The following is a 13888-nucleotide window of genomic DNA, read 5'->3' as shown; positions in this document are numbered from 1 at the left end:
TTTCCTAATCTAATTCTTTAAGGTGGGCTTTGGCTAGTCTTATATATTCTCTAAGGACCTTAATCCTTGCGTATTTCTTTTGCTTGCCCTCTACAATTATCCATGGGGCATAGGCTGCATTTGTTCTTTTTAGCATCTCATCCATGGCTGCGATGTAGGCGTCCCATTTGTCCCTATTTCTCCAATCTTCATCGGTTATCTTGTAATTTTTATCAGGGTCATTTTCCCTGGCCTCAAAGCGTTTAAGCTGCTCGTTCTTATCAATCACAACGAAAAATTTAATAATTAAGCTGCCATGATCATAGATTTCCTTTTCCATATCTAGGATTTCTCCATAGGCCCTGTCCCATTCATTGGTCTTGGCAAAGCCTTCAACACGTTCAACCATGACCCTACCATACCAAGACCTAGAAAATATTCCTACATAGCCATCTTGGGGGAGCTTTTTATAAAAACGCCAGAGATAGTTGTGATCTAACTCTTCCTTGCTTGGGGCAGATATGCCATGGACTGTATAAAGTCTTGGGTCTACTTCTTTTATAAGCCTTTCAATAGCCCCATCCTTGCCAGCAGCATCGACTCCTTCAAAGACAAGGACTGTTGAAATGCCCTTTTCGTAATATTTATACATGAGCTTGGCAGCCTCATCCTGGAGGTCATCTTTGATTTTGTTATAGTCCTCATCACTTATGGTCTTGTTCAAGTCGAGATTTTTTAGAATCGACTCAGTTTCTTGATAAGACCTTTGGGTATTTTTGCTATCCTCTCTTTGCCTGATAACTCTCTCAAGACCCTGACTAAGCCTTTCTACACCTAGGCCTAAGACCTCCTTGGCGGAAGTTTTCTTGTCATTTGAATCTATAATATCCCATGGAGAATAAGAAAAGCTAGTCTTCTCCAAAAGCCTTGCAAAGTGGTCTTCGTACTTGCCATAATTTTTCTGCTGGGCCTGGTCCAAACCATCTATATAAAAATCTTTTTTGACTGATTCTTTAAGGATTTTTATTCTTTTTTTCTGCTCTTTTTCATCTACATTTAGGAAAAATTTAAGAATTATTGTCTGATCATCGAAAAGTGCCTTCTCCACTTTTTTGATAGAGGCAATTCTTTTTTCAATTTCCTTATCAGAAAGTTCTAGGTTTTCAAAAATTTTGTAATAAAAAGACCTGTCGAAGACCTTGATATGGCCTTTTTTAGGAATGTTTATCCAAAATTTCCTTATAAATGGATAAGTATCATCTAAGGCTTCTTCCTTATCAAAGACTTCTACATCATAATTTTTGGCGGCAAGCTCGCTGACAAGCTCTTTAATCACATAGCCCCTACCAGAAGATTCCCAACCATCTACAATAATAAGCATTGGAATATCAAGATTGGAACAAATCCTAGCCATACGGGCAAAACGACGAGCCAAGTCCCCCTTCTTAAAATCCTGAAATTTTAAATCTTTTCTAGTCGAAATTTTATTAGCCATAATACCTTCCTTTGTTTTAAGCGACTTCTTTTTATAATTTTTACCCGTTTTTTAGCTCACTCTTTAGAAATATTATTTAAGGAAGGAGATAAAGATTATTTTACATCCTTGGCAGGTTCGTGGATTGTGACAAATTTAAGTTTGTTAGCATCGTCCACATCATATTCAAGTATAGCACAATTTCCTAGGTGACCTGGTTTATCTCTTTGCGGATTATCCAAGGTTGAAAGGACGTGGGTCCACATGGCGCCAGCGTGGCTTACCATAAGGATGGTCTTGGCAGAAGACTTTTCAAGGATTTCTTTGATTGTCCTACTCATTCTAGATGCAACTTCCTTATCGCTTTCGCCACCCCAAGGTACGAAAAAATCTTCGTGGGTCATTTGGTCAGGACGTCTTGGTACTTTTTGGAGGATTTCAGCTTCACCTTCCATCATGCCAAAATTCCACTCTTTAAGGCCCTTGACTCTTTTGTAAGGCATGTCTGTTATAAGCTCAAGTGTATCGCAAGCTCGCTCCTGGGTAGATGAATAAGCCTCATCAAATTTTATATTGTTTTCCTTAAAATACTCCCCAACCTTCTTGGCTTGTCGGATACCAAGGTCTGTAAGGGGCGAATCACACCATCCTTGGGTCATGCCCTTGAGATTAAAAAGTGTTTGTCCGTGTCTAACTATATATAATTTTCTCATAACTCCTCCTATAAATTTTTCAAAAATAAAACCATCTGGCCTATGGCCATAATAGACTCTGGAAATTTTGGATAGCAAACGGGAAAGACGTGGCCGAGGGCTTGGTTTATTCCTTTGCCAAAGTCGGCAAATTCATAAAAGGCGCCTCTATTGTCTAGATAATCCCTAAGTTCATATGAATGGTCCCTGATAAAATCTTCCTTGCTAGTTTGGATAAAAATTGGGCAAGGACTTACCTTATCAAAAATTTTAATCATGTTTTTAGCATAAGTTTTTAAGTCATCATGGTCTAAACCATCTATTACAAAGTCATTGATTGTAGAAAATGACCCATCATCTGCAAGCTTAGTCATAGGGGAGATAAAGACCATGCCATCAATTTCAATCTTTGGGGAGAAAATCCCAAATAAATCTTGAAGTTCGCCACTGTTTATGATTGCAAAGGCAGCTATAGCCAAATAGGCCCCTGCTGAATCGGCACTTATAAAAAATTTATCCATATTTAGGTCAAATTTCTCATGATTTTTATAAATAAAAGAAATACCACTTATAATATCAGAGATTTGCTCTTTAAGGCTAACTTGGGGAATTAACCTATAATTAAGTCCTGCGACATTAAAACCAGCCCTGGCAAAGTCGATGTTCATATTCTTATCTAGCTGTTTTCTCCCATAAACAAGGCCGCCGCCGTGGATATTTATTATAGTAGGCAGGCCCTTGCCATAATTTTCTTCATTATAATAAATATCAAAAAGGTGAAAATCATCCCCATCATCAATATATGCAAGATCAGCTTTAACAATCACCCCATCTGTAGGATAATCCTGTTTAGCAAGTCGCTTTCTGTCATTTGTATCCATGTCATTTATGATTTCTTCTAAGGTATGGTTTGGGTAGAGGTCCTTGGTCATGTAAAAATATTCCTTCCTTTTGTCTTATAAGTATTTTACATTTTTAAAGCGTAAATAAAACCTCCACTGGAAATCCGTGGAGGTATTTGATTAATCTAAATCTTCACCATTAGAAGCTATTACTTTTTTATACCAGTCAAATGATTTTTTCTTGCTTCTCTTAAGTGTTCCATTTCCTTCATCATCTAGGTCTACATAGATAAATCCATATCTTTTGCTCATTTGACCTGTACCTGCTGAGATTAGGTCTATTGGAGCCCAAGAGGTATAGGCTATTAAATCAACACCATCTTTTATAGCTTGGTCCATAGCGACTATGTGATCTTTCATGTAGTCAATTCTATAATCATCTATTATTGAGCCATCGTCTTCGACCTTATCATAGGCGCCAAGACCGTTTTCTACAACCATAACTGGAACTTGATATCTAGTATATATTTCATTTAGGATATATCTTAATCCATCTGGGTCTTTTGACCAACCCCAATCAGAGTATGTTAGATATGGATTAACGACGCCTGATGCAAAGTTACCTTTAGAGATCTCTGCCTCATCTAGGTTAACTGTGACAGCTTGAGAGCTGTAGTAAGAGAAGGTGTAGTAATCAACTTTTCCTTCTTTTAGAATATTTTTATCTTCTTCAGAGATAGCAAATTCAAGACCAACTTCTTCCCAAAGCTTTTTAGTATAGTAAGGATAAGCTCCTCTAACCATGACATCTGCTGGATACCAGAAATTTCTTTGCATCTTATCTTGAGCAAGTAGGATATCCTTAGGATCTGAAGTTAATGGGTAGCATACAAAGCCAGCTATCATACAACCTACTTTGAAATCTGGATTTATATCTCTAGCATTAATAACTGTTTTTGCACTTGCTATCATTTGATTATGAAGAGCTTGGTAGGCCTTTTTTCTATCGAATTTATCAGAGTGACCTAATAGTTCGGCAATCATTAGTTCTACATTTATTTCGTTAAAGGTTAGCCAGTATTTTACAAGGTCCCTATACTCTTCCATTACGGTTTTGGAATACTTTGTATATAAATCTATTATTTCCCTATTAGCCCAACCCCCAAGATTATTATCTATATAGGCTGGATTATCGTAGTGGCTGATTGTGACAAGGGGTTCTATATTGTATTTTTTAAGCTCTTCAAATACTTTCCTATAGAAGTCTAGACCTTCTTGATTTGGTTTTTCTTCTATACCATTTGGATAAATTCTTGGCCAAGAAATAGACATCCTATATATAGAAAAGCCCATTTCAGCAAATAGCTTGATATCTTCTTTATAATTGTGGTAGAAATCTATGGCTTTTTGGTTTGGATAGTATTTATCTTCAAAAATATGAAGCTTTGCACCTTTTGGAAGTTTTTCTGCCATATGGATACTTTCTGCATAGTTGCCATTTTCATCAAGGAAAGTTACAACTCTAGATTTTTCTACAGATCCTGCCAAGGTGTAGTCGGTAAGAGCTCTACCTCTGCCACCTTCATCATAAGCTCCTTCTACTTGGTTGGCGGCTGTAGCGCCGCCCCATAGGAAATTTTTTGGAAATGTCATTTTATTCGCCTCTCTTAACGCTGATTATTTCATCATTAATATCAACGTTTTTATTTTCAACTATATTAAACTCATCATAGGAATCGTGGTTAGTAATTACTATAAGTGATTCTGGACTAAAGCCTTTTTCTTTGATAAGGTCAATGTCAAAATCAATTAGTAAATCACCTTTTTTAACTGCATCACCATTTTTTACATAGGCTTTAAAGCCTTCGCCATTTAGCTTGACTGTATCAATACCGATGTGCATTAATATTTCAGCACCATCATTTGATAGGAAAGATATGGCATGTTTGGTGTCAAAAATATTTTTGATTACACCGTCAGTTGGGGCAAAGACCTTGCCTTCTGTTGGATAGATTACAACACCTTTTCCAAGGACCTCTGATGAGAAGACCTCATCTGTAGAATTTTTGATATCTTCAACCTTGCCTTTTACAGGTGAAGTAATTTTGATTTCAACATCAGATAAATTTTCTACAGGACTTACTTCTGTAGTTTCTTTCTTTTCTTTTTGTTTTAATACTACAGGATCGTTCTTATCGCTATAGCTTATAAATGAAAGGATAGCACCGACTATTATAGGAATAATCATTTGTGCAGCTATTCCTATAAGTCCACCACCTTCAGGAGAAATCATTCCTATTGCTGCAAAGATACCAAGGCCTGACATAGCATAAGTTGTATTTCTAAATATTCCTCCAACTAAGCCACTTACTGCGGCAGCAATAATAGTTAATTTAAAGAGGGTAGGTCTAGGGATGATAAGACCATACATAGATGGTTCAGTTATACCGAATATGGTAGAGATAAAGGCTGGCATGGTTATTTCTTTCATCTTTTGATTTTTAGTTTTAAGATAAACGCCTAGAGTAATACCCATAACAGCAAAGCTTGGTCCGAAAAGAGCGCCCATCATCTCTGAAGGAACTCCTTGAGCAAGTTTCATAATTGGTACAGAAACCACTGCCATATGAATACCAAACATAACAAGAACTTGCCATAAACCACCTAGAATTGTAGCACCTAGGATAGGGCTTAGTCCGTAAACAAAATTCATTCCATTTGCAACAAGGTCACCAACAAAGTTAGCGGCTTGACCTAAAATTAGGAAACCAGCTGGCACAGAAATTATTAGAACGATCATAGGAACTATGAAAGAGGCTATCATCTCTGGGATTATTTTTTTAACATATTTTTCAACAAAGCCTGCAAATAAAACAGTAACTAGAACTGGAAGCATGGAGTTTGTGTAGGTAAGGTTTACAACCTTGCCCATAAAGTTAAGGTCAACACCATTGATTGTAGGGTAGCAAAGAATAGCACCTATTAGAGCACCCATTAGTATATCCATCTTTATATATTTAGCTACATTTATACCAAGTAAAACTGGTAGGAAGTAGAAAATACCATCACCTATAGCATAGCCTAAAGTATAAATACCTGATTCAGCATTTAGAGCACCTGCCATCACAAGGATAGACAAGATACCCTTGATAATACCACTTGCAGAAAGTAGGAAGATAATTGGAGCAAGAGTCCCCATAATAAATGGCAATATTTGCTTAGATAAAGGGACTTTTTCATTATTTTCTTTATCGTTAATTCCTCCTCCGAGTATATCAACAACCTCCTCGTAAACAGAGCCAACATGTTCCCCAATAACAACCATATATTGGGAAGGGTTTTTAACTATAGTAACAACCCCATCACGGTCTTTTAAATATTCATCATCTGCCTTAGATTGGTCTTTAAGTTCAAATCTAAGTCTTGTAATACAATGGGTAAGACCAGTAATATTTTCCTTGCCACCAACATGGGCAATAATATCTTCAGCCAAAGGCCTATATTTTTTCATAAATTCTCCTTAATCTTTGTAATTTAAAAGTCTACTAATATGCATGGATAGGTATAGCTTCTCTTCATCATTGATGTCGTAGTTATATCTATCGGTGATATACTGAGAAATTTTCGCAACAACTCTTCCTATTTTTGGGTGATTAGCATCAATAATTTTCAAAAATTCCAAAACATTCTTATCCTCAACCTAATTATCATTAAAAACTCTTATAGCAAAATATTTTAGATGACTAACAAATCTGTAGAAAAAGCTCGTGTCTTCTTCAAATTCGAGGTTTAGGTCATACTTCATAATATTTAAAATTTCGTCTATAAATTTAGACACTTTCATAGCATCAGCATTAGCGGAAAATTCTATTTCAGAATTTACTATATGCATGGCAATATAAGAAGCCTCAGACTTTGGAAAATCAATATTTAAATTATTATTAATAATATCGATAGCCTTATAGGCCAGTTCAAGCTCATCCTTATATAATAGCTTCATGTCATATAGGAGGGTAGATGGAGGAATATTAAATCCATTATCCAAACGCTTTTTGGCGTAATAGATGTGATCTGCAAGAGATACAATCATAGATGGATTTATCTTCTTGCTAAGATCTTTACAGGCTAATTCATAAATATCCTTACTGACATTAAAATACTCAAGAGGAATCAAACCAATAATATCAGCAAGATCTTTATCAAAATCCTTACCATCCAAAGAAAAAATCTGATTAGCGAGGTTAGAGTCAATATTTTCTCCAGTTTTTTTAGCAAAACCAATACCCTTACCCATCAAAACTTTTTCATAACCCTTATCATCGATAGCAATCAATGCGTTATTATTTAATATTTTTTTAATTCTCATCGACACCTCCTTTAATCAAAAAAACCTGTACGCATACTTATCCCCAAGTACACATACAGGTTTAGCTTCGCATTTGAATTACTATCCTTAGATATGATAACTAAATTATATCATATTTTAGAAAAAATACAAATGTTTTCTTTAATTATTCATGGATTCTGCTTGTTCTTTGCTTACTCTCGCACTTACCTTCATGAATGGGAGATATAATAGCACGCCTATAACTATTATCACTAATTGAACTATCACAGCTCTGAAGTCTCCACCAGTTGCTAAGAATCCGTTTAGTAGTGGTGGTGTTGTCCATGGAACAAGAACTGTACATTTATTCATAAATCCAATTGCTGTTGCAAAGTAAGCTACAATAATTCCTATAGCAGGAGTTAAAACAAATGGAATCATCATTGGAAGGTTGAATACTATTGGAAAACCGAATATTACTGGTTCATTTATATTAAATAGTCCAGGTGCTATAGCAAGTTTACCTAATTCGCTATATTGTTGATTCTTTCTGTAAAATATAAAAACAGCTATTAATAGACAGATTGTTGATCCGGTTCCACCCATCATACCGAAAGTTGGTACAAAGGTTGAGTTAATAATATGTGGAATTTCTTTTCCTGCAGCAGCAGCGGCCATATTTTCGTTCATATTAACAAGTAATAGAGGTTCAAGTATTGTACCATTTACTACTGTTTGGTGTATACCAAATGTGAATAAGAAGTTTCCGAAACTGTATATAAGAACAGTACCTATTAGTGATGTATTAATCTTTCTTAGAGGCTCTTGTATCATTGTTGTTATTAATGTTATAAGGTCTGTCTTAAATGCTGCATAAAGTCCGAAGCTAACTAAAGAGAAAACAATAATAGTTAACATTGCAGGAATCATATTATTGAAAGATGCGTTTACTTGAGGTGGAACATCTCCGCCTATGTTTACTCTTAGTTTATCTATTTTTGAAAGTCTTAGATATATCTCTGTAGATAATAGTCCTACTATTATTCCAGCAAACATTGATGATGTGCCTAGGTTTCCGTAAGTTAAGATTCCACCAGCTTCAAATTCTGTACCATCAGCTGCAGCTATTTTTAAGGTTTGAGGCATCATCACTATAAGGGCTGCTATTGCAATCATTACACATGTATAAGGGCTCTGATAGCCTTTATTTCTTGAAAGGGTATATCCTATGATTCCGCAAAGAATTAGGCCAGATACATTCAAAGTTGCATTAGCTATAGATACTGCCCAATATCCAGCAGTTTGTAAAGAGCTTTCGCTTAAAATTTTTGGAAATATTACAGAATTTATCAATACTGCAAGACCTGCTAAAATGAACAAAGGCATCATTATAGCAAAAGCATCTCTAAGAGATCTAAGGTGGACTTGTGCACCAAATTTCATAGCGGCTTCTGTAAATTTATCCATGAAGCTTCTTTTATTATTTTCAGTCATTTTTTGTCTCCTTTAATATATTTTGATTAAATATGCTTTTAAAATACTCAAAACTTTTCTTCTTTATTCTTCTTAAATCTTTAAGATCATGGTTATCTCTATTTACATAGACAGCACCATATCTTTTATCCATATCTCCTGATGAAGAAGGTATATCTATAAGCCCCCATCCTAGGTAGCCAATACAGTCTACTCCTTCTTTCATAGCTTTTTTCATTTCTTTAATATGGCTATCGTGATAAGTAATTCTTTCATCATCTTCAATAAATTCATTTTCAGGTAATTCTTCTCTTATGCCTAATCCGTTTTCTATTATAAAAACGGGTACGTTTGAATCAGCAAAAATATTTTCCATAGATATTCTAAGACCTACAGGGTCAATTTCCCAATTCCACTCGCTTCTATCAACAAATTCATTATCAATTACTTGATCCATTTTTAAAGTATTGAAATCTTTTCCATTAGCTTTTACAGTTGTTGATTGATAATAGCTAAATGACATAAAATCAGATTTTACTTTATCAAATACAAGTGAATCCTCATGTGTATAATCAATCTTTATGTTATTTTTTTCTAGGTAATTTATGAAAAATTTAGGATAATTTCTTCCGCTAAAAATATCAATATATAACTTACTTAAAAATCTATCATATTGATTGGATATAAGAACATCTTCCGGTTTTGAGCTTGCAGGATAATAAGGTGAATAAGCAAGCATACCACCAATTTGTAAATCTTTATACTTATCGTGGATGTAATTAGCAATCTCAGCGTGTCCAAGCAAAGTATAGTGCTGGATATTATAAATATTCTCAAGTGTATGTTCTTTTTTGCTTCCAGCTATTTTAAAGCCCATATCCATAGTATAAAGGTTATGTTCGTTAAATGTTATCCAGTATTTAACTTTTTGATGGAACCTATCTACTAAAAGTTTTCCATATTTTACAAATTCATCTTTTACATGTCTTGAAGAAAATCCATCATATTTCTCATATAATGCTAGAGGCATATCAAAGTGATAAAGGCATATCATTGGTTCTATATTATATTCTATTAATTTATCTATTAATTTATCATAGAATTCTAGGCCTTCTTCATTTACCCTTCCTTCTCCCTCTGGAAATATTCTTGACCAAGAAACCTGGAACCTATAGCAATTCATCCCCATTTCCGCCATGAGTTTTATATCTTCTTCATATCTATGGTATTCGTCTATGGCTACCTTCCAATCGCTTGTGTTTGCAGTAGCTTCTCTAATATCATATACTGATGGGCCTTTTCCTCCTTCATTATAGGCTCCTTCTGTCTGCATTGAAGAAGTAGAATTACCCCATAAAAATTTATTCATTATGTTACTATCCAATCTTATCTGTTATTAACTTCGCCATCTTTGAGATTCCCATTGAAGTAGGTGAGTATGCATCAAAACCAACTTGTGCTATTTCCTTACCCTTTTCTTCAGCTTTTTTGCTATATTCATTAAACAGCATTCTTATTTGTGGACTTACCAAAATCATGTCATATTCTGAATTATTGAATATATCTTCAGCCTCTGCAGAAGTAGTGGAATCTACTTTAATATCGTAGCCATTAGAAGCCAAGTATTCACTTGCTTTTTTTGCCATCAAAGATGAACTCATTCCTGCGTTACAAATCAACATTACTTTTTTCATTTCTTTTCCTCCAATTTTTGTAATTTTTTGTTTATTTTGATCCATCTTCTAGCATTGTCCATGGCCATTGTTGCCATGGTTAAATGGTCTTGAGAGTGGATTAAAATTACGTTTATCTCATTTTCTTCGCCATTTGCTTCTCTTGTTAGCATGTCTGTTTGAACTTCGTGGCATTTTAGAAATTCTTCGTTTGCCTTTTGTAGAAGCTCTTCTGCCTTTTCAAAATCATAGTTTTCAGCTGCATCCATGGCTTCTGATGATAAGCTTCTGCTTTCTCCTGCATGAACTATGATGTTGAATGCTAGTTCGTAAACTTTTTCGCTAGTTTCCATCATTACCTCCTTTGATGAATATATTCATAAATTCCATTTGATTTTTAGAATTCATTGCCATTTTTATTAGTTTTTGATTTGATAAGAAATCCCCTAGTTTTTCGTAATATAGGCCCATATCTCCTAGGTTTTCACCTATTACTAGAGAGTATACCAAGTCGACTTCTTCTTTATTCCATTTTATCGGCTTATCTAAGATTATTATTATGGAGTAGGAATCACCCCTTACCTGATCTAGGATGTGGGGGATTGCTATATTATCAAAGCTTGTTTGACCAAGTCCTTCTCTTTCTTTTAGCTGGCTTAGAGCTATTTCTTTGTCTACTCCTGATTTTTCTTCGATTGTTTCTGCGATAAAGCTTAGGACTTCAAGTTTATTTTTAAATTTATTAACTTTTACAAATACTGAATTTGCGAAGATGTCGTATATCTTTGCAAGCCTTGTATCATCGAAGGCTATTTTGATATTTTCTAGGTCTATTTTAGAAAATATTATATCTACATATACTACGGGTATATCGCAGCATTGGTCTAATTCGACTGAAGAAATCACTAAATCATAATTGCTTGGATCTATATTTTTTAGATTTCTAAGGTCTGTTATTACAATTTCTTCTATATTGTTTTTAAATTGTCTATTTAGCTGGGCCTTCATTATTTGGGCTGATGAATTGCCTGAGCCACATACTATTAATATTTTTTTCTTATTTAAGTTATTGTTGTTTATGGCTGCCATTATATGAAGGGCTAGATAGCCAATTTCATCTTCTGATAGTTTAGTTTTGTATTTTTCGTTGATGGTATTTGCTGCTATTGTTGCCATCAGATATGGGACTTTGTTATCTTTGATGTCTTCTAGGATTGGATTTTTCATATCAAAACCATATTTTATCCTATTTATCAAAGGTCCTAAGTGGATGGCTAGGGAGAAATAGAAGTCTATATTTGCTCTAAAGTCACACCTTGATACCCTGTAGATTTCATCGATTATTTGTTGAGATAATTCTAGGATTTCTGTAGATATTTTCTCTTGGTCTCTGATTGTGTTTTTTGCTATTAGATGCATGGTGATATAGACTAGTTCTTGCTTAGGTATGTCTATATTTAGCTCATCTTTTAGCTTATTGACAATCTTGTTTGCTAAATTAAATTCTTCATAGGATGTGACTTTGCTTTCTATATCTTTTGGTAGGGATATGAATTTTTTTTGTCTTATCCTTAGGATTGATATATAGATGTGGATTACTAGGTTTTTGAAGTTTACATAAGGCATATAGTAGTCTTCGCCAAAATCTATATTATCTATTATTGACTGGATTTTGTTGAAGAGTTCCTTATTTTCATCATCATCAAATAAACTTGGATCTTCTCCTATTTCATTTTTTATTGCTAGTCTAATGTTTTTTTCGCTTCCCTCTATTTTCATGCCATAGTAAGGTTTTGAAATTAAGTTTAAGTCGTAAGTTGCTAGTATTTCTTTGACATAGGGGAGGTCTTTGTTTATTTGTGATTCGCTTATGTGAAAAATTTCTGCTAGTTCAAATTGCTTGATATAAGAGTTGGAGAAGAGGAGCATTTTTAGGATGTTCTCATACCTGATGTCTTTTTCTCCGCTTTCTTGTTGGTAGTATGCGTATTTATACCAATCACTTTTTAAAAAGTTCTTAAATTTATCCTTATCTACTATCTTGAATATATAACCTTTTCCTGGTTTAGATTCTATTATCGCCCCCTTATCTTTAATTACAGAGTTAAGCTGGTTTATCTCCTTTCTTATTGTTTTGGAAGATAATTCCATTACTTCTCCTATCTCTTTAGACGTGTGAAAATCATAGTCTAGAGTTAGGTAGTCAAATATTTGTTTTAGTCTTGTTTCAATCATATAACCACCTTGTACTTATATTATATGGAAAGGGTTCACAAACCTCCACTCAAACATTTTCCTCATGCTTGTGGAATTTTCTTGTTTCGAATTTACATAATATTATACTATAATATATGTAGGAGGATTTATGAGAAAATTAATTGCACTTGATGTAGATGGAACACTATTAAATTCGAATAATGAGATTACAGATAGGACTAGAGAGGTTTTGGAGAGGGCACAGGATGCTGGTCACACTCTCGTTATAGCTTCCGGTAGGGACCCTATTGGGGTTTCTATGTATGCAGATATGCTTAATTTTTATAAGCATAATGGCTTAATTTGTACCTTTAATGGGGCTAAGGTTATTGATTATGAAACTAAAGAAGTATTGATTGACCATTCAATAGACTTAGATACTGCTAAGGAGATTTTAGCTTTTGCTGAAGAAAACTCTATGACTTATCTTCTTTATACTGATACTTGCATTGTGACAAATTCAGAAGATACCTATGCTATAGCTGATATTGCCCATGCTGATCATAATACTTATGAGGTAGTTGAGGACTTATCTTATAATATTGATTTTAGTCCAAATAAGATTCTGTTTTCAATTGATCCTAGCATAATAGATGAAAAGATTAAGATTTTTGATGAGAGATTTGAAGGTAAGTTTTCAACTGCCAAGTCTACACCATTTTTCTATGAGGTTATGCCAAAGGGCATTGATAAGGGGAATTCTCTTATAGAGATGGCTAAGTATTTAGGAATAGATATTAAGGATACTATTGCTATTGGAGATGAGAGAAATGACCTTGCTATGCTTAAGGCGGCTGGTGTGGGTGTTGTGATGGGTAATGCTCCTGATGTTGTAAAAGAGATTGGTGATTACATTACTAAATCTAATGATGAAGATGGAATTGCTTACTATCTTGAAAATGAGCTTTTAAATAAATAGATACTGAAAAAGGAAAGTCATATTGACCTGAACCCGTAAACACGGAATAATTTAATAATATTTTAAGCGGAATGTAATCTGTACATAACAGGAGACATTCCGTTTAATTTTGTTTTAATCCTATCTTCATTGTACCATTTTATATATTTTTCAATCTCATTTCTTAAATGATCATAACTTTTAAAATCTTCTCCATAATACATTTCCTGTTTCAATATTCCAAAGAAGTTCTCCATTGGAGAATTGTCTAGAC

14 protein-coding genes are annotated in these 13888 nt (G+C 34.2%); 1 reads left to right on the top strand and 13 read right to left on the bottom strand.

The genetic code is table 11. The features are described 5' to 3' along the window. Nucleotides 1–4 precede the first annotated feature (4 nt). The 12 genes from C8269_RS07820 to C8269_RS07765 all read right to left on the bottom strand — a co-directional run bounded on the left by C8269_RS07820 (nt 5) and on the right by C8269_RS07765 (nt 12695). Entirely contained in the window at nt 5–1474 is a 1470-nt protein-coding gene (locus C8269_RS07820; RefSeq protein WP_106461171.1) for a hypothetical protein, read from the bottom strand. A gap of 95 nt (nt 1475–1569) precedes the next feature. Further along, the gene (locus C8269_RS07815; protein WP_106461170.1) at nt 1570–2166 is read right to left on the bottom strand and encodes a histidine phosphatase family protein; all 597 of its coding nucleotides are present in this window, start codon (nt 2164–2166) and stop codon (nt 1570–1572) included. Between the two features lie 8 nt (nt 2167–2174). Then, entirely contained in the window at nt 2175–3077 is a 903-nt protein-coding gene (locus tag C8269_RS07810; protein ID WP_106461169.1) for an alpha/beta hydrolase, read from the bottom strand. Between the two features lie 90 nt (nt 3078–3167). Further along, on the bottom strand, nt 3168–4640 hold the full coding sequence (locus tag C8269_RS07805; RefSeq protein ID WP_106461168.1) for a glycoside hydrolase family 1 protein: 1473 nt from the start codon (nt 4638–4640) through the stop codon (nt 3168–3170). Between the two features lies 1 nt (nt 4641). Next, a complete protein-coding gene (locus tag C8269_RS07800) occupies nt 4642–6498 on the bottom strand; it encodes a glucose PTS transporter subunit IIA (protein WP_106461167.1) in 1857 nt (618 codons plus the stop codon). A 9-nt stretch (nt 6499–6507) separates the two neighbouring features. After that, nucleotides 6508–6669 (bottom strand): PRD domain-containing protein, encoded by a 162-nt coding sequence (locus C8269_RS07795; protein WP_106461166.1) that lies wholly within the window; start codon nt 6667–6669, stop codon nt 6508–6510. A gap of 18 nt (nt 6670–6687) precedes the next feature. Further along, nucleotides 6688–7353 carry a PRD domain-containing protein gene (locus C8269_RS07790; protein WP_106461165.1) on the bottom strand — a complete coding sequence of 222 codons (666 nt, stop codon included), beginning with the start codon at nt 7351–7353 and terminating at the stop codon, nt 6688–6690. Nucleotides 7354–7494: 141 nt separating this feature from the next. Then, complete coding sequence (locus C8269_RS07785) at nt 7495–8808, bottom strand: PTS sugar transporter subunit IIC (RefSeq protein WP_106461164.1); 1314 nt, start codon at nt 8806–8808, stop codon at nt 7495–7497. Then, nucleotides 8801–10156: a glycoside hydrolase family 1 protein gene (locus C8269_RS07780; protein ID WP_106461163.1), complete on the bottom strand. Its 1356-nt coding sequence runs from the start codon at nt 10154–10156 to the stop codon at nt 8801–8803. The genes C8269_RS07785 and C8269_RS07780 overlap by 8 nt, the downstream gene beginning before the upstream one ends. A gap of 7 nt (nt 10157–10163) precedes the next feature. Next, the gene (locus C8269_RS07775; RefSeq protein WP_106461162.1) at nt 10164–10481 is read right to left on the bottom strand and encodes a PTS cellobiose transporter subunit IIB; all 318 of its coding nucleotides are present in this window, start codon (nt 10479–10481) and stop codon (nt 10164–10166) included. Beyond that, nucleotides 10478–10813, bottom strand: a complete 336-nt coding sequence (locus C8269_RS07770; protein ID WP_106461161.1) for a PTS lactose/cellobiose transporter subunit IIA — start codon at nt 10811–10813, stop codon at nt 10478–10480. Before C8269_RS07770 ends, C8269_RS07775 begins: the two co-directional genes overlap by 4 nt. Further along, nucleotides 10803–12695: a BglG family transcription antiterminator gene (locus C8269_RS07765; protein WP_106461160.1), complete on the bottom strand. Its 1893-nt coding sequence runs from the start codon at nt 12693–12695 to the stop codon at nt 10803–10805. Before C8269_RS07765 ends, C8269_RS07770 begins: the two co-directional genes overlap by 11 nt. A gap of 130 nt (nt 12696–12825) precedes the next feature. On the opposite strand from C8269_RS07765, the gene C8269_RS07760 reads away from it, so the two are divergent. Then, nucleotides 12826–13635, top strand: coding sequence for a Cof-type HAD-IIB family hydrolase (locus C8269_RS07760; RefSeq protein ID WP_106461159.1), 810 nt, complete (start codon nt 12826–12828; stop codon nt 13633–13635). 62 nt (nt 13636–13697) lie between these two features. On the opposite strand, the gene C8269_RS07755 is transcribed toward C8269_RS07760, so the two are convergent. Next, nucleotides 13698–13888, bottom strand: a 191-nt coding sequence (locus C8269_RS07755; protein ID WP_158698396.1) for an IS3 family transposase, incomplete at its 5' end; no start/stop codon positions are given.

The organism is Anaerococcus sp. Marseille-P3915 (genome assembly GCF_900258475.1).
In the GTDB taxonomy this organism is placed as follows: Bacteria; Bacillota; Clostridia; order Tissierellales; family Peptoniphilaceae; genus Anaerococcus; species Anaerococcus kampingae.
Note: the sequence above shows the minus strand (reverse complement) of the source record. Positions and strands in the feature narration are given on the sequence as shown.